Annotated in this window: 17 protein-coding genes; 6 read left to right on the top strand and 11 right to left on the bottom strand. The window is 59.4% G+C overall.

The annotated features are described in order from the left end of the window. Positions 1 to 156: 156 nt before the first annotated feature. Positions 157 to 1,218: a DNA polymerase IV gene (dinB, locus tag REA38_RS23005; RefSeq protein WP_126192305.1), complete on the bottom strand. Its 1,062-nt coding sequence runs from the start codon at positions 1,216 to 1,218 to the stop codon at positions 157 to 159. Between the two features lie 183 nt (positions 1,219 to 1,401). Here dinB and REA38_RS23000 point away from each other — a divergent pair, with 183 nt between their 5' ends. The 3 genes from REA38_RS23000 (at position 1,402) to REA38_RS22990 (ending at position 3,424) form a co-directional block, all read left to right on the top strand. After that, a complete protein-coding gene (locus REA38_RS23000) occupies positions 1,402 to 2,298 on the top strand; it encodes a glycerophosphodiester phosphodiesterase family protein (RefSeq protein ID WP_033653335.1) in 897 nt (298 codons plus the stop codon). 389 nt (positions 2,299 to 2,687) lie between these two features. Further along, positions 2,688 to 3,206: a type VI secretion system amidase effector protein Tae4 gene (locus REA38_RS22995; RefSeq protein ID WP_072265219.1), complete on the top strand. Its 519-nt coding sequence runs from the start codon at positions 2,688 to 2,690 to the stop codon at positions 3,204 to 3,206. Continuing rightward, on the top strand, positions 3,203 to 3,424 hold the full coding sequence (locus tag REA38_RS22990; protein ID WP_049196489.1) for a hypothetical protein: 222 nt from the start codon (positions 3,203 to 3,205) through the stop codon (positions 3,422 to 3,424). Before REA38_RS22995 ends, REA38_RS22990 begins: the two co-directional genes overlap by 4 nt. 32 nt (positions 3,425 to 3,456) lie before the next feature. Here the strand turns inward: REA38_RS22990 and nqrM are convergent, their stop codons facing one another. Genes nqrM through REA38_RS22950 form a run of 8 tightly spaced genes read right to left on the bottom strand, consistent with a single transcriptional unit; the run spans position 3,457 to position 10,566 of the window. Further along, the gene (nqrM, locus tag REA38_RS22985; RefSeq protein ID WP_004930244.1) at positions 3,457 to 3,684 is read right to left on the bottom strand and encodes a (Na+)-NQR maturation NqrM; all 228 of its coding nucleotides are present in this window, start codon (positions 3,682 to 3,684) and stop codon (positions 3,457 to 3,459) included. 7 nt (positions 3,685 to 3,691) lie between these two features. Next, entirely contained in the window at positions 3,692 to 4,723 is a 1,032-nt protein-coding gene (locus REA38_RS22980) for an FAD:protein FMN transferase (RefSeq protein WP_308886696.1), read from the bottom strand. Further along, complete coding sequence (nqrF, locus tag REA38_RS22975) at positions 4,724 to 5,947, bottom strand: NADH:ubiquinone reductase (Na(+)-transporting) subunit F (protein WP_033637209.1); 1,224 nt, start codon at positions 5,945 to 5,947, stop codon at positions 4,724 to 4,726. Positions 5,948 to 5,962: 15 nt separating this feature from the next. Further along, positions 5,963 to 6,559 (bottom strand): NADH:ubiquinone reductase (Na(+)-transporting) subunit E, encoded by a 597-nt coding sequence (gene nqrE, locus REA38_RS22970; RefSeq protein WP_174158712.1) that lies wholly within the window; start codon positions 6,557 to 6,559, stop codon positions 5,963 to 5,965. Between the two features lie 6 nt (positions 6,560 to 6,565). Next, a complete protein-coding gene (locus tag REA38_RS22965) occupies positions 6,566 to 7,195 on the bottom strand; it encodes an NADH:ubiquinone reductase (Na(+)-transporting) subunit D (protein ID WP_033653338.1) in 630 nt (209 codons plus the stop codon). Continuing rightward, positions 7,188 to 7,982 (bottom strand): Na(+)-translocating NADH-quinone reductase subunit C, encoded by a 795-nt coding sequence (locus tag REA38_RS22960; protein WP_015376731.1) that lies wholly within the window; start codon positions 7,980 to 7,982, stop codon positions 7,188 to 7,190. The genes REA38_RS22965 and REA38_RS22960 overlap by 8 nt, the downstream gene beginning before the upstream one ends. After that, the gene (locus REA38_RS22955; protein WP_033637208.1) at positions 7,972 to 9,213 is read right to left on the bottom strand and encodes an NADH:ubiquinone reductase (Na(+)-transporting) subunit B; all 1,242 of its coding nucleotides are present in this window, start codon (positions 9,211 to 9,213) and stop codon (positions 7,972 to 7,974) included. The genes REA38_RS22960 and REA38_RS22955 overlap by 11 nt, the downstream gene beginning before the upstream one ends. Before the next feature lie 3 nt (positions 9,214 to 9,216). Beyond that, positions 9,217 to 10,566 (bottom strand): Na(+)-translocating NADH-quinone reductase subunit A, encoded by a 1,350-nt coding sequence (locus REA38_RS22950; protein ID WP_308886695.1) that lies wholly within the window; start codon positions 10,564 to 10,566, stop codon positions 9,217 to 9,219. A 552-nt stretch (positions 10,567 to 11,118) separates the two neighbouring features. Between REA38_RS22950 and dpaA the strand changes: the two genes are divergently transcribed. After that, complete coding sequence (gene dpaA, locus REA38_RS22945; protein WP_033637205.1) at positions 11,119 to 11,889, top strand: peptidoglycan meso-diaminopimelic acid protein amidase; 771 nt, start codon at positions 11,119 to 11,121, stop codon at positions 11,887 to 11,889. Here dpaA and REA38_RS22940 read toward each other — a convergent pair. Then, positions 11,824 to 12,627, bottom strand: coding sequence for a class II glutamine amidotransferase (locus REA38_RS22940; RefSeq protein WP_025301665.1), 804 nt, complete (start codon positions 12,625 to 12,627; stop codon positions 11,824 to 11,826). The genes dpaA and REA38_RS22940 overlap by 66 nt on opposite strands. A 97-nt stretch (positions 12,628 to 12,724) precedes the next feature. Next, entirely contained in the window at positions 12,725 to 13,306 is a 582-nt protein-coding gene (gene lpcA / locus REA38_RS22935; RefSeq protein WP_004930220.1) for a D-sedoheptulose 7-phosphate isomerase, read from the bottom strand. Positions 13,307 to 13,552: 246 nt separating this feature from the next. Here lpcA and fadE point away from each other — a divergent pair, with 246 nt between their 5' ends. Both fadE and REA38_RS22925 read left to right on the top strand, forming a co-directional pair. Then, a complete protein-coding gene (fadE, locus tag REA38_RS22930; protein WP_060387318.1) occupies positions 13,553 to 16,009 on the top strand; it encodes an acyl-CoA dehydrogenase FadE in 2,457 nt (818 codons plus the stop codon). Positions 16,010 to 16,299: 290 nt separating this feature from the next. After that, positions 16,300 to 16,452: a Hok/Gef family protein gene (locus REA38_RS22925; RefSeq protein WP_004930217.1), complete on the top strand. Its 153-nt coding sequence runs from the start codon at positions 16,300 to 16,302 to the stop codon at positions 16,450 to 16,452. Positions 16,453 to 16,472: the final 20 nt, after the last annotated feature.

The following is a 16,472-nucleotide window of genomic DNA, read 5'->3' as shown; positions in this document are numbered from 1 at the left end:
CGAGCACGCTCGGGTGTGGTGAAATTGATAATGCCAAGAGCCTGGGAAAGTTCCATTTTAAGGGTCCATGATGATGCCATGGACCCTTTTTACAGCAACTACCGGATCGGTCAATTGATCCTTAAACGATCGGCATTAGGCGACTTGCCGGCTTTTTTATTCCCAAGGCAGCGCCAGCTGCCGCTCCAGCTGCGGATCGAGCAGCGTCACATGCAGCCCCACCAGCCGCACGCCGCGCCCTTCGCGCCGCTCGCGCCACGCCTGCCGCGCCACCTCCAGCAAATCCTGCCGGTTCAGCACCGGGAACACGTGCTCCTGGGTGGTTTGCTGAAAATCCTGAAACTTCAGCTTCACGCCCTGCCGGGCGATGTGCAGATCCGGCTTCACCTTGCGCAGCCGCATCTCCAGCTCGGGATAGAGTTTGTCGATAATCAGCGTTTCGCAATCTTCCCAGTCGTGAATGTCTTCCGCCAGCGTGCGCTCCACCCCCACCGATTTGCGCAGCCGCTCAGGAGAGATTTCGCGCCGATCGATGCCCTGACACCGCTCCCACAGCACCCGGCCGAACTTGCCGAAGCGCTTGAGCAGCTGCGCCAAATCGTATTGCTGCACGTCGGCGCAGGTGATAAGCCCCACCTCTTCCAGGCGCTTGGCGGTCACCTTGCCGACGCCGGGGATCTTGCTGAGCGGCAGCTGCTGCAAAAAAGCCGGCACCTGCGCCGGCGTGATCACGTACTGCCCGTTCGGCTTGTTCATCTCGGAGGCGATTTTGGCGAGAAACTTGATAGGCGCGACGCCGGCCGACGCGGTGAGGTTCAGCTCGTCGGCGATCGCCTGGCGGATATCCTGGGCGATCAGCGTCGCCGAACCGTTGCATTGCGGGCTGTCGGTCACGTCGAGGTAGGCCTCGTCGAGCGACAGCGGCTCGATCAGCGGGGTATAGCGGGCGAAGATTTCACGGATATGCAGCGAGGCCTCTTTGTAAGCCGCTATGCGCCCCGGCAGCAGGGTGAGGTGCGGGCACAGCTTGAGCGCCATCGCCGTGGACATGGCGCTGTGCACGCCGTAGCGCCGCGCCGGGTAGTTGGCGGTGCTGATCACCCCGCGCCGATCGGCGCTGCCGCCAATCGCCAGCGGGATATCGCGCAGGCTGGGATCGTCGCGCATTTCCACCGCCGCGAAGAAACAGTCCATATCGACATGAATGATTTTACGCATCGCACCCTCCATTAACACTGTATAAGTATACAGTCAGATACCGAAAGCTCAAGGCCGCAGGGTTCGACGAAAGCGCCGTTTCCGCCAGATATTTCCGCGTTGTTAAAAAAGCTTAATTTTTCAATAGTATGATTTCCGCCATCCCGTGCGGCTCACCACAACGACAACGAAAAGGTACCCTACATGATCAGATTTTCTCATTTGCTGCTGGCTTCCGCGCTGTCGCTGAGCGCGCTGGCGGCCAGCGCCGCCGCCGGTCACGCGCCGGCGATCGTCGCCCACCGCGGCGGCACCGCCGATGCGCCGGAAAACACCCGCATCGCCATCGAAACCGCGTTGAAAAACGGCGCCGACGCCATCTGGATCACCCTGCAAGAATCCAAAGACGGCGTCATCGTGCTGTATCGCCCTTCGGATCTGAAAACGTTGACCAACCGACAGGGCCCGGTCTCTGCCTATACCGCCGCGCAGCTGGCCGAGATCGACGCCGGCTGGGCTTTCGCCAAGGGGGATGCGCACCCGTTCCGCGGCCAGGGCATCGGCATTCCGCGGCTGGATGAGGTGTTGAAGGCCTTCCCGCGCGTGACTTTCTATCTGGACATCAAATCCCCGGACGCCGATCCGGCGCAGTTTGGCCAGGCACTGCTGGCGACGCTGGAAAGCACCGACAGCCTGAACCGCATCCGCGTCTACTCCACCGACGCCAAATACCTGCAGGCGCTGCCGCCGGCCATCCCGCGCTTCGAAAGCCGCGACGAGACCCGCACGCTGCTGGCCAACGTCACCATGGCGCACCAGTGCGACGTCAAACCGGACAACCGCCAGCCGCGCTGGTACGGGCTGGAGCTGAAGCGCGAGGTGGAAGTGGTGGAGAAATATACCCTCGGCGAAGGGCGTTCGAAGGCGTTTCTGACCTGGGATAAAGAGTCGATGGACTGTTTCCGCTCGCAGGGCCCGGCGCACATCATCCTGTTCGGCGTCAACTCGCCGCAGGATTATCAGCAGGCGCTGGCGTTGGGCGCCGACGGCGTGATGGTCAACTCACCGGCCGAGGCAAAAAGCTTCCGCAAGGCGAAATAACAATAGAACACCGGAGAAAATCTGAGGGAATGAGATACTCAACGCTCTCCTAATGAAGGGAATTTCTCCGGAATTTCACGATCAATCAATATTAATATTTTATTTATTATCAATTAAATATATTAAAAATAAAACGTATACCCGCATAATATTCGGTGCATAAATATCCTCTTCTCATAATGCGATAAACGTCTACTTTTCGAACAAAAAATCACCATTAGTGACGACAATACTCTAGGATCTGGCCATCTTTGGAAACACGCCAACGATCTGTCTTTCTTAGACTTTTCTAAATAGCACCTCCAGTCATCTAAATAGCTCTACGGGTATCAACATATGCTATGGCATCAGAGGGCTAGAGAATAATGGAATGATTTAAAAGGAATTATATGTCGATAACTTTTAACAAACTTTGGGAAAAACATCCTCAAATCAATGGGGATGAGTATCCATGCCGCACTGTCCATGGTGATAAAGCCTTTGATGATCAGTGTGCTATACGCATCGGTGCAGCGTTGGTTCATTGTGGGTATGATGTCAGTAAATTATCAGGCGTGAACTTTTGTTGGTTACACAAGAAAAGTGAGGGCCATATTTTGCGTGCTGAAGAACTGGCAAATGCCTTAGCACGAACACCGATACCGGGGCTAGGACGCATGGTAAAAGTCACACCCAACCAGTTTGAACGGGTGCTGAAAGGCAAAACCGGCATTATCTTTTTTAAAGATTACTGGCAGCGAGGGAATGAAAATTTTCGCAATCGCTCGGGAGATCATATAGATCTGTGGAACGGTTCTCGTTTAACCACACTATCGAGCTATTTTCGTATTCAATGGGGGCTTTCTTGGGATGGGCGTTTTAGCGATTTCTTTAAATCAAAAGAAGTCTGGTTCTGGCAGGTGATATGAAACGGATAGCAGCAATTATTGCCGGTGCGATAATAGGTATCGGCCTCATGCTCCTGGCTTTTCCCTTTCTCTCAGACTGGATTATTGGCCACGTTGAGGGCGAGGATCAGATGTCGGCTAACTTCGAGTTGCTGGCGATTGGCTTAGTGTTGTGCTGTTTCGTGGGTGGTATACTCGGCAACCTGGCCTATTCAAAATCAAATACCTCCCCCAAATAAAAAACCCGGCCAAGGCCGGGTTTTCGCTACAGCTACAGAATGCGGTGCTTGTCCAGCTGCTCGCGCCGCTGTGCCGCTTTGGCTTCGCGCTTTTTGCGCGCATCGCAAGGCTCCGGGCAGTCGCAGACTTTCTCCATCCCCAATGCGGTGATGCCGCCGCAGCTGCCCTGCAGGCTTTTGCGTTTGAACACGTAACCCAACGACATCCCGCCGACGATCAGCAGGAACAACACAAAGGTGGCGGCGAATACCGTCAACATAGCAACCTCACGAACGCTTTTTCATATAGGGTTTGAACGCGTCGGAATAGCGCTCCTCAAACCCGTCGGCGGTTTTCACGATCATGAACACCGGAATGCCGAGCAGATTGGCCAACGCCATGCCGCGCTCCGGCCCCATCACGTTCAGGCCGGTGGACAGGCCGTCGGCGGTCATGCAGGCCGGGCTCAGCACGGTGATCGACACCAAACGGTGGTTGATCGGCCGGCCGGTGATCGGATCGATGGTGTGCGAATAGCGCACCCCGTCCTGCTCGAAGTAGTTGCGATAGTCACCCGAGGTGGCGATCGACATCTCCCCTGGCTGGATCACCAACTGCGCCTGCTGCTGCGCACCGGCGGTCGGGCGCTCGATGGCGATGCGCCACGGCTTTTGCTCGCCGTTGCGCCCGCGAGTGCGGACTTCACCGCCGATATCCACCATGTAGTTTTGCACGTGTTGCGATTGCAGATACTCCGCCACCACGTCCACGCCGTATCCTTTGGCGATCGACGACAGGTCGACATACAGCTCGGGGATGCTTTTCACCAGCGCGCTGCCCTGCACCGACAGTTTGTCGGCGCCGGTCCAGGCGCGGCGATGCGCCAGCTCCGCCTCGCTCGGCACTTTATCCGGCCGCCCTTCCGGGCCGAAGCCCCACAGATTGACCAGCGGCCCGACGGTCACGTCCAGCGCGCCATCGGTCACGCGGTTGATGCGCAGCGCTTCGCGCACCACCTCGGCGGTCGCCGGCGAAACCGGGAACGGCCGGTCAATGTCGCGGCTGGCGTTGAAGCGGCTCAGCTCGGAGTCCGGCCGGTAGGTGGACATCTGGTCGTTCACCTGCTCCAGCCGTTTATCGATCTCCGCCTGCATCTCACGCGCCGACGGCGTATCGTCGCCGGTCACATAACGGATCGAATACGAGGTGCCCATGGTTTTACCCGTCAGGTCCACCTGTTCCGGCCCGCAGCCGGTCAGCAGCAGGGTGGCGCTCAGCGCCACGCCCGTCAGCCAGTTCTTCATCGCCAATGCGCGCATTTAGCCACCAAAGTCATCCAGCATGATGTTTTCGTCTTCGACGCCCAGATCTTTCAGCATCTTGATCACCGCGGCGTTCATCATCGGCGGCCCGCACATGTAAAACTCGCAGTCCTCCGGCGCCGGGTGATTCCTCAGGTAGTTCTCCAGCAGAACATTATGGATAAAGCCGGTGTAGCCGGTCCAGTTATCTTCCGGCTGCGGATCCGACAGCGCTACGTGCCAGGTGAAGTTGTCGTTCTCCGCCTGCAGCTGGTTGAAGTCGTCTTCATAGAACATCTCGCGCAGCGAACGCGCGCCGTACCAGAAGGTGATCTTGCGCTTCGAGTTCAGGCGCTTGAGCTGATCGAAGATGTGCGAACGCATCGGCGCCATGCCCGCGCCGCCGCCGATGAAGATCATTTCGGCGTCGGTCTCCTTGGCGAAGAACTCGCCGAACGGCCCGGAGATCGTCACCTTGTCACCCGCCTTCAGCGACCAGATATAGGAAGACATGATGCCCGGCGGCACGTCCGGGTTGTTCGGCGGCGGCGTGGCGATACGCACGTTGAGCATGATGATGCCCTTCTCTTCCGGGTAGTTGGCCATCGAGTAGGCGCGCACCGTGGTGTCGTTCACCGTCGAGCGGTAGCGGAACAGGTTGAACTTGTCCCAGTCGCCGCGATACTCCTGCGGCACGTCGAAGTCGGCGTAGCTGATGTCGTGCGCCGGGGCTTCGATCTGGATGAAACCGCCCGCGCGGAACGGCACGTCTTCGCCATCGGGGATCTTCAGCTTCAGCTCTTTGATAAAGGTGGCTTTGTTATCGTTGGAGATAACCTCGCACTCCCATTTTTTCACGCCGAAGATCTCTTCCGGCAGCTCGATCTTCAGGTTCTGCTTCACGTTCACCTGGCACGCCAGGCGGCAACCCTCTTTTGCTTCGCGCTTGTTGATGTGCGAGAGCTCGGTCGGCAGGATATCGCCGCCGCCCTCTTTGATCACCACCCGGCACTGGCCGCAGGAACCGCCGCCGCCGCAGGCCGAGGAGACGAAAATTCCCTGGCTGGAGAGCACGTTGAGCAGCTTGTCGCCCGCCGGCGCATGGAAGCTCTTATCCAGATCGCCGTTGATCTCCACCGCGATGTCGCCGGTGTTCACCAGCTTCGATTTGGCGAACAGGATCAGCAACACCAGCACCATCACGATGGTGGTGAACATTGCTACGCCTAAAATAATTTCCATAAATTCTTCCCGCCTTTACAACTGAACACCGGAGAAGGACATGAAGCCCAGCGCCATCAGTCCGGTGGTGATAAAGGTAATGCCCAGGCCGCGCAGCCCTGCCGGCACGTTGGCATACTTGAGTTTTTCGCGGATCCCCGCCATGGCGACGATCGCCAGCATCCAGCCGGTGCCGGAGCCGAAGCCGTACACCACCGATTCGGCGAAGTCGTAATCGCGCTGCACCATGAAGGACACGCCGCCGAAGATGGCGCAGTTCACGGTGATGAGCGGCAGGAAGATGCCGAGCGCGTTATACAGCGACGGGAAGAAGCGATCGAGGATCATCTCCAAAATCTGCACCAGCGCCGCGATCACGCCGATAAAGGTGATGAAGTTGAGGAAGCTCAGATCGACGCCTTCCACCAGCGCGCCGTCGCGCAGGATCAGGTTGTAGACCAGGTTGTTCACCGGCACCGAAATGCCGAGCACGATGGTCACCGCGATGCCCAGGCCAAAGGCGGTCGAGACCTTCTTCGAGACCGCCAGGAAGGTACACATCCCGAGGAAGAACGCCAGCGCCATGTTCTCGACGAACACCGCGCGCACAAACAGGCTGATATAGTGTTCCATCGGCCTTTACTCCTTTTCGATCTGCGCCGGCTTCAGGGTGCGCAGCACCCAGATCAGCAGGCCGATGATGAAGAACGCGCTCGGCGCCAGCAGGAACAGGCCGTTCGGCTGGAACCAGCCGCCGTTCTGCACCGTTTCCAGCACCGGGACGCCGAACAGCTTGCCGGAACCAATCAGCTCGCGCAGGAAACCGACCAGCACCAGGATCACCCCGTAGCCCAGCCCGTTGCCGATGCCGTCCATAAAGCTCTCGATCGGCGGCGACTTCATGGCGTAAGCCTCGGCGCGCCCCATCACGATACAGTTGGTGATGATAAGGCCGACGAACACCGACAGCTGCTTGGAGATCTCGAACGCGTAGGCGCGCAGCAGCTGATCGACCACGATCACCAGCGAGGCGATGATCGCCATCTGCACGATAATGCGCACGCTGTTGGGAATATGGTGACGGATCAGCGAGATGAAGAAGCTGGAGAACGCCGTGACCAGCGTCACCGCAATGGTCATCACCACCGCCGTCTCCAGCTTGGTGGTCACCGCCAACGCAGAACAGACGCCCAGCACCTGCAGGGCGATCGGGTTATTGTCGAATAGCGGCCCCAGCAGGACCCGCTTTATCTCTTTGGAATCAGCCATTTTTCAGCGCTCCTTCACGAACTTTTTTCAGGAACGGGCCGAAGCCGTGCTCGCCCAACCAGAAATCAAACGTATGCTGCACGCCGTTGGAGGTCAGCGTGGCGCCGGACAGGCCGTCCACCCCATGCACATCCCCCTGACGCGCGCCGCCTTTCACCACGCGGATCGCCGGCTGACCGTTGTCGTCGAACAGCTGTTTGCCGACCCACTGCTGGCGCCAGGACGGGTTCTCGACCTCGCCGCCCAGCCCCGGGGTTTCCCCCTGGTCGTAGTAGGTGATGCCCTTGACCGTGTTGCCGTCGTTATCCAACGCCACGAAGGCGTACATCATCGACCACAGACCGGTGCCGTATACCGGCAGCACAATCTTGTTCACCTGACCACTTTCGTCGCGCACCAGGTAGATTTCCGCCTGGTTGCTGCGGCGCTTGATGCCGGCCGGATCGTCGCCCGCCGCCAGCGCCACGCTTTTGGCGTCGTCGCGCAGCGCGGCGCCCAGATCGAACGCCGCCGCCTTGCCGGCGACAAACTCGCCGCTGTTCAGATCCACCAGGCGCGGTTCGATGCGCTCGCTGTACAGGCGCTTGACCTGCTCGCTCTCCATTTTCGGCTGCAACAGGCCGGCTACGTCGAGAATATTGCGCTGCTTGTCGAGCAGCTTTTGCTCCTGCTGTTTGGACTTCAGGCCGACGGCGGAGCCCGCCACCACCACTGAACACACCAGACACAGCAGCAGCACTACCAGCAGCGTTTTACCGATGCCGTCGTTTTTCGCTTCATTCGCCACGGGCTTTTCTCCGCTTGATGTTGGCCTGCACCACCAGATAATCGAACAGCGGTGCGAACAGGTTGGCGAACAGGATCGCCAGCATCATGCCTTCCGGATAGGCGGGGTTGACCACCCGGATCAGCACGCACATCACGCCGATCAGAATGCCGTACCACCATTTCCCCTTGTTGGTGAAGGAGGCGGAAACCGGGTCGGTCGCCATAAAGATCATGCCAAAGGCGAAACCGCCCAGCACCAGATGCCAGTACCACGGCATGGCGAACATCGGGTTGGTATCGGAACCGATGGCGTTGAACAACAGGGCGGAAGCCACCATGCCGAGCATCACGCCGGCGACGATGCGCCAGGAGGCCACGCGGCCGAACAGGATAATCGCCCCGCCGATCAGGATCATCAGCGTGGAGACTTCACCGACGGAGCCAGGGATGTTGCCGAGGAAGGCGTCCATCCAGCTGATGGACTGGCCGGTAGCCACGTTGCTCAGGCTGTGCGCCCCGCCTGCGCTCCACTGCGCCAGCGGCGTCGCGCCGGAGAAACCGTCCGCGGAAGTCCACACCAGATCGCCGGAGATCTGCGCCGGATAGGCGAAGAACAGGAAGGCGCGGCCGGCCAACGCCGGGTTGAGGAAATTGCGCCCGGTGCCGCCGAAGATCTCTTTGGCCACCACCACGCCGAAGGTGATACCCAGCGCGGCCTGCCACAGCGGCAGGGTCGGCGGCACGATCAGCGCGAACAGGATAGAGGTGACGAAGAAGCCTTCGTTGACCTCATGCTTGCGGATAATGGCGAACAGCACTTCCCAGAAGCCGCCGACGACGAACACCACGGCGTAGATCGGCAGGAAGTAACAGGCGCCCAGCACCATCTTGCTGACCCAGCCGGCGTCGGCGGCCAGCGAGGCGCCGAGCCACTGCGCCAGGCGATAATGCCAGTCGCCCGCCAGCACCTGTTGCAGCTCGTCGCCGCTGTACAGATGGTGCAGCGCCGGGATCGCCTGTTGGCCGACGTTGTACATGCCCCAGAACATCGCCGGGAACACCGCCAGCCACACCAGGATCATCATGCGTTTCAAATCGATGGCGTCGCGCACGTGCGAAGCGCCGCGCGTCACCGTGCCGGGGGTGTAAAACACCGTGGTAGTCGCTTCATACAGCGGGTACCACTTTTCCAGTTTGCCGCCCGGCGTGAAGTGATGCTCTATCTTCTCAAAATAATTCTTCAGGCCCATCGGTTATCCTTCCTGCTCAATCTTGGTCAGCACCTCGCGCAGCACCGGCGCGTACTCATACTTGCCGGGGCAAACGAAGGTGCACAGCGCCAGATCTTCCTCGTCCAGCTCCAGACAGCCCAGCGCCTGCGCGCTGTCGCTGTCGCCCGCCAGCAGATCGCGCAGCAGCAGCGTCGGCAAAATATCCAGCGGCATCACCCGCTCGTAGTTGCCGATCGGCACCATGGCGCGTTCGCCGCCGTTAGTGGTGGTCGAGAAGGCGAACAGTTTGTTCTTCAGGAAGTGGCCCAGCGTGGTGCGGGTAATGGAGAACTTGTTCGGCGAAGGCACGATCCAACCGAACAGCTCTTTGTCGCGCCCTTCTTCCAGCACCGACACCTGCGAGTGGAAGCGGCCGAGCCAGGCGTTCGGCCCGGTGGCGTGCATGCCGTTCAGCACCGAACCTGAGATCACCCGATTCTCGCCGTTTTTCAGGCGGCCGGCGGTCAGTTCCTCGAGGCTGGCCCCCAGGCGCGTGCGCAGCAGCGCCGGCTGCGCCACCTGCGGCCCGGCCAGCGCCACGACCCGGCGGGTATCGAGCTGACCGGTGGTGAACAGCGTGCCGATGGCGATGACGTCCTGATAGCCGATGTGCCAAACGGTTTTCTTCAGGCTGACCGGTTCGAGGAAGTGAATGTGGGTGCCCACCAGCCCGGCGGGATGCGGGCCGGTGAATTCGCTGTAGGCGATCTGCGGGCCGCTCTGCTGGCCAACGGAGGCGCCGGCGGCGTGGCATACGTGCACCTTGCCCGCCGTCAGGCGCGCCAACACCACCAGCCCGGCGTTGAACGCCGTCTGCTGTTCGGCGATGATCACCTGCGGATCGGCGGCCAACGGCCGGGTATCCATCGCGGTGACGAAAATGGCGCGCGGTTCGCTGCCGGGGCTCGGCGTTTTGCTGAACGGACGGGTGCGCAGCGCGGTCCACAGGCCGCTGGCGATCAGTTCGCTCTCGACCTGTTCGCGCGGCAACTGGGCCAGTTCACCCAGCGGGTAATGCGCAAACTCGAGCTGGTCATCGCCGCCGTTTTCCAGCGCAATCACCACCGATTGCAATACGCGCCGCTCGCCGCGGTTAATCGCGGCGATGCGGCCGCTGGCGGGAGCCGTGAAGAAAACCCCGGGGTTTTTCTTATCTTCGAACAACGCCTGGCCTTTCTTAACGGTATCGCCTTCCTGCACCAGCATGGAGGGACGCATTCCGACATACTCTTCCCCAAGCAGGGCAACATGCTGAATGTTCGGGCCGTCTTGGATCGCCTGAACCGGGGCTCCGGCTATCGGCAGATCTAACCCTTTTCTGATCTTAATCATAGGATTTATACGATGTAGTTTGGTTTACACGTCTGCCCGGCCCCAGAGGCGGGTGCTGACGATGCCAGGATTGCCGGGCAGTGCGCATGGCGGCACGCCCAACATGAACTTTCTCGCAGTGAAAAACTGGGGTAACGCGCATTCCCTTGATTCCCCCTTTCCGTTGTTAGCGCGACGGTCGATATGTTAACGGCCTGTAGCCAAATAACCATCAAAATGGCCGGGTTATATGCCATAACTCCTGCCGCTTCAATCGCCACAGCGCGTTAAATTGAAGGGGGAATATTAACATTGTTCGCAACATTGTTCTGCGTTCCGTCGTGACTTGGGTCAAGCAAACGCAATTAAATTTCGCCTGTTTTTCACTACTTATCGTTAAAATCTGCCGGTCATTTCACTTTTATCGAGCTTTGTCGTTTTTTTATACATATCACGTATTGCTAAAAATAAACGCGCTGGTAATCTGGCGGTGTTTTGCAGCAGTAAAAACAATATCAGTGGCATGCCGACCAACGTCATTGCGCCGGCAAATAAATATAAGCAGGAATAATAATGAGCAAAATCGCGCTGTTGTTTGCGATGCTTGTTTCTATGCCGATGATCACGGCCTGCAGCGCCAGCGAGCAGGTACCCGAAGCGCCGGTAGTTAAACAGCAATTATTGGGTTCGCCGGTCTATATTCAGATCTTCAAAGAGGAACGCAAGCTGGAATTGTATGCCAAAATGGGCAATGAATTCCGCCTGGTCAACACGTTCCCGATCTGTAATTTCTCCGGCGGGCTAGGTCCTAAACGCCGTGAAGGCGACTTTAAAAGTCCGGAAGGCTTTTATAGCGTTGACGCGCGCCATCTGAAACCCGACAGCAAGTATTATCGGGCGATCAATATCGGTTTCCCTAATGATTACGATAAGTCGCAGGGCTATTCCGGCGCTTATCTGATGATCCACGGCGAATGTAAATCGATTGGCTGTTACGCGATGACCAACACCTATATGGACGAGATCTATCGCTACGTCGAAGCCGCCTTCGCCTATGGCCAAAGCCGCGTCAACATCAGCATTTACCCGTTCCGCATGACCGAGCAAAACCTCAAGCGCCATGCGTCATCCAGCTATATCGCCTTCTGGCGCCAGCTGAAGCCGGGCTACGATTACTTCGCGAAGAACCACCAGCCGCCGACAATGGGCGTGGTCAATGGCCAGTACGTCTTGGGTCAACCGCTGATGAGCAGCGGCGGCATGATGACGCAATACGCGTCAGCCAGCCCGACGCCCAACACCAATCCCTTCGCTCAGAACAAGCCGCTCACCGAAGTGAAATAACGCGAACTCGCCTGGCTCAATCTTGTGCCAGGTTTCGTTGGCGGTCAGCGGTTGGGTGGCGATCACCGTGACCACATCGTTCGGTGTGGTCTGCTGCTGAAAATCGATTTCCACGTCCTGATCGAGCAGCGTCGCCTTGCCGAACGGCGCGCGGCGCGTGATCCAATACAGGTTGGTGGAACAATAGGCCATCACGAAGCGCCCGTCCGACAACAGCATGTTGAACACCCCCTTCTTGCGCAGCTGATTCGCCAACAGGCCGATATAGCGGAAAACCGCCGGCCATTGGCTCGGGGTGCGCGGGTATTTCAGCGCCAGCTGATGCAGCAGCCAGCAGAACGCGTATTCGCTGTCGGTCTGGCCGACCGGGCGAAACGTGCCGGTATCCAGCTGACGATAGCCTTTCAATTGGCCGTTGTGCGCGTAGGTCCAGTTGCGGCCCCACAGTTCGCGGGTGAACGGGTGGGTGTTTTCCAGCGCCACTTCGCCGCGATTGGCCTGGCGAATATGGGACACCACCGCGCAGGACTTGATCGGATAGTCCTGCACCAGGCGGGCGATCGGCGAGTTGAAGCTCGGCTGCGGATCCTTGAATGTGCGGCAGCCGTTCCCTTCATAGAAGGTAATGCCCCAGCCATCCTTATGCGGCCCGGTGCGGCCGCCGCGCTGTACCAAGCCGGTAAAGCTGAAGCAGATATCGGTCGGTACGTTTGCGCTCATCCCGAGCAGTTCACACATCGCCAGCACTCCTTAACCACACTGACACAGGCTGTGCGGGCGCAGCATGCGGCGCCCGCCGTCTTATTCATGGGGAGCCGCAGCTCCCCGCAGGCTATCAAGCCTTAACCATCTCTTTTTCGATCAGCTGAATCAAGATGTGAATCGCTTTAATGTGGATTTCCTGAATGCGGTCGGCGTAGCCGAAGTGCGGCACGCGAATTTCCACATCGGCGGAACCCGCCATCTTGCCGCCGTCCTTGCCGGTCAGGGTGATCACTTTCATCCCCTTGGCGCGCGCCGCGTCGATGGCTTTGATGATGTTGCCGGAATTGCCGGAGGTGGAAATGCCCAGCAGCACATCGCCTTCGCGGCCTACCGCTTCCACATAGCGAGAGAACACGTACTCATAGCCGAAGTCGTTGCTGACGCAGGACAGGTGGCTCACGTCCGAGATGGCAATCGCCGGGTAGCCCGGGCGGTTTTCACGGTAGCGGCCGGTCAGCTCTTCGGCGAAGTGCATCGCGTCGCAATGGGAACCGCCGTTGCCGCAGGAAATCACTTTACCGCCGGCTTTGAAGGAATCCGCCAGCAGCACCGCGGCGCGTTGGATGGCGTCGATGTTGGCGTCGTCATTGATAAATTTCGCCAGGGTATCAGCCGCTTCGTTCAGTTCACTGCGAATAAGGTCGTGGTACATGAGGAACCTCTTGTTATCGTCAAATCTTCCGCTCCGCAGTGTACCGGATCGCGGAAACAGCGAGAAGCATTCTCAGCCAAACAGCGCGCCGGTTAAGGAAGCGGAGAGGTTTTTGATGATTGGTGCTGTCAGTTTGTGACCTGAGTTGTAATTAAACTGTAAACGCATTGATAAAAATTCTGCCTTGTACTAAAACCTATTACATACACACAACAGGTCAGACCTCTTACTACTTCGGAGCTTCTTATGATGGTTCTTAGTATCGTCGTTTTCCTGGCTCTCCTCGGCGTGGTGTTCTACCACCGAGTGAACCTTACCCTCAGCAGCCTGATCCTGGTGGCGTACACCGCCGCCATGGGTGCGATCGGCCTGTGGAGCTTCTGGCTGTTGCTGCCGCTGGCTATCGTGCTGCTGCCGCTGAACCTTTCCTCTGTGCGCCGTTCCCTGCTCTCCGCGCCGGCGCTGCGCGCCTTCCGCAAGGTGATGCCGCCGATGTCCACCACCGAGAAGGAAGCGATCGACGCCGGCACCACCTGGTGGGAAGGCGATCTGTTCCGCGGCGCGCCGGACTGGAACAAGCTGCACAGCTACCCGAAACCGCGCCTGACGGAAGAAGAGCAGGCGTTTATCGACGGCCCTGTGGAAGAAGCCTGCCGCATGGCCAACGACTTCCAGATCACCCACGAACTGGCCGATCTGCCGCCTGAACTCTGGGCATACCTGAAAGAACACCGTTTCTTCGCGATGATCATCAAGAAAGAGTACGGCGGCCTGGAATTCTCTCCTTATGCTCAGGCGATGGTGCTGCAAAAACTGGCCGGCGTTTCCGGCATCCTGGCGATCACCGTCGGCGTGCCGAACTCCCTCGGCCCGGGCGAACTGCTGCAGCACTACGGTACCGAAGAACAGAAAAACCACTATCTGCCGGGCCTGGCGCGCGGCGACGAGATCCCTTGCTTCGCGCTGACCAGCCCGGAAGCGGGTTCCGATGCCGGCGCCATTCCGGACGTGGGCACCGTGTGCATGGGCGACTGGCAAGGCAAGCAGGTGCTGGGCATGCGCCTGACCTGGAACAAGCGCTACATCACGCTGGCGCCGGTCGCCACCGTACTGGGCCTGGCGTTCAAACTGCATGACCCGAACCGCCTGCTGAGCGACAACGAATCCCCGGGCATCACCTGCGCGCTGATCCCGACCAGCACGCCGGGCGTGGAAATCGGCAACCGCCACTTCCCGCTGAACGTGCCGTTCCAGAACGGCCCGACCCGCGGCACCGACGTGTTCGTCCCGATCGATTACATTATCGGCGGCCCGAAAATGGCCGGCCAGGGCTGGCGCATGCTGGTTGAGTGTCTGTCGGTCGGTCGCGGCATCACCCTGCCGTCCAACTCTACCGGCAGCCTGAAATCCATCGCCCTGGCGACCGGCGCCTACGCGCACATTCGCCGTCAGTTCAAGATCTCCATCGGCAAGATGGAAGGCATCGAAGAGCCGTTGGCGCGCATCGCCGGCAACACCTATGTGATGGACGCCGCCGCTTCGCTGATCACCTATGCGCTGGTGCAGGGCGAGAAGCCGGCCGTGCTGTCGGCCATCGTCAAATACCACTGTACGCACCGCGGCCAGCAGTCGATCGTTGACGCCATGGACATCGCCGGCGGTAAAGGCATCATGCTGGGCGAATCCAACTTCCTGGCTCGCGCCTATCAGGGCGCACCGATCGCCATCACGGTGGAAGGCGCGAACATCCTGACCCGCACCATGATGATCTTCGGCCAGGGCGCGATCCGCTGCCATCCTTATGTGCTGGATGAAATGGCGGCGGCGCAGAACAACGATCTGAACGCCTTCGATAAATCGCTGTTCGGCCATCTGGGCCACGTCGGCAGCAACAAGGTACGCAGCTTCTGGCTGGGCCTGACCAACGGCCGCACCAGCGCCACGCCGACCAAGGACGCGACCCGTCGTTACTATCAGCAGTTGAACCGCCTGAGCGCCAACCTGGCGTTGCTGTCGGACGTTTCCATGGGCGTGCTGGGCGGCAGCCTGAAGCGCCGCGAGCGCATCTCCGCTCGCCTGGGGGACATCCTCAGCCAGATGTATTTGGCTTCCGCCGTGCTGAAACGCTTTGACGACGAAGGCCGTCAGAAAGAAGATCTGCCGCTGGTGCATTGGGGCGTGCAAGACAGCCTGCATAAAGCCGAACAGGCGCTGGATGACCTGCTGCGCAACTTCCCGAACCGCTTTATCGCCGGCGCGCTGCGCTTCGTGGTCTTCCCGTTTGGCCGCGTGCATACCGCACCGTCCGACCGTCTGGATCACCAGTTGGCCAAGATCCTGCAGGTGCCTTCCGCCACCCGCAGCCGTCTGGGGCGCGGTCAGTACCTGACGCCGAGCGAGCATAACCCAATCGGCCTGCTGGAAGCGGCGCTGGCCGACGTAATGGCCGCCGAGCCGATTCACGAGCGTCTGTGCAAGGCGGCCGGCAAAAACCTGCCGTTCACCCGTCTGGATCGTTTGGCGGAACGCGCGCTGGAAGAAGGCAAGATCAGCGCCGATGAAGCGAAGATCCTGGTGAAAGCCGAAGAGAGCCGCCTGCGCTCCATCAACGTGGACGACTTTGCGCCGGATGCGCTGGCGGCCGCCAAGCCGGAAAAGCCGGCGGCGCAGTCTAAGCGCCAACAGCAGACCGAAGCGGCTTAGCGCCAATTCGAACTTCACGCATCCAAGGGGCGATCATCATCGCCCCTTTTTCTTTTGCTTTCATGACAAACTGCGCACCGCGCCGCAGGTTGGCGCAGCGGCGGATTTCACGGGAAGGAAGTTCGAGTAGACTGCGCAGCGGGTGCTCTGGATCTTTCTGTCCGGAGCCTTGGCAAAGGAGAGAAAGAGAAAGGCCCCGAGTCGATATTATCAACCCGAGGCCACTCTGATGCCCAACAACATCAGGTTAGCCTCTTACCCGCCGCAAGGCAAGGATAGGGAGGTCAAAAATGCAGCAAAAACGGGTCGTACTTAAACTGGTGATCGTCTGTATGACGCTGATCGCGTTCATCTGGCTAACCCGCGGTTCGCTGTGCGAACTGCGCATCAGGCTGGGAGACTCGGAGGTTGCGGCCACTTTGGCTTACGAATCCGAACGGTAAGGCAACCCAACGGCGGGGTT

This window comes from Serratia sp. MF1(2023) (genome assembly GCF_030954545.1).
GTDB lineage: Bacteria > Pseudomonadota > Gammaproteobacteria > Enterobacterales > Enterobacteriaceae > Serratia > Serratia sarumanii.
Note: the sequence above shows the minus strand (reverse complement) of the source record. Positions and strands in the feature narration are given on the sequence as shown.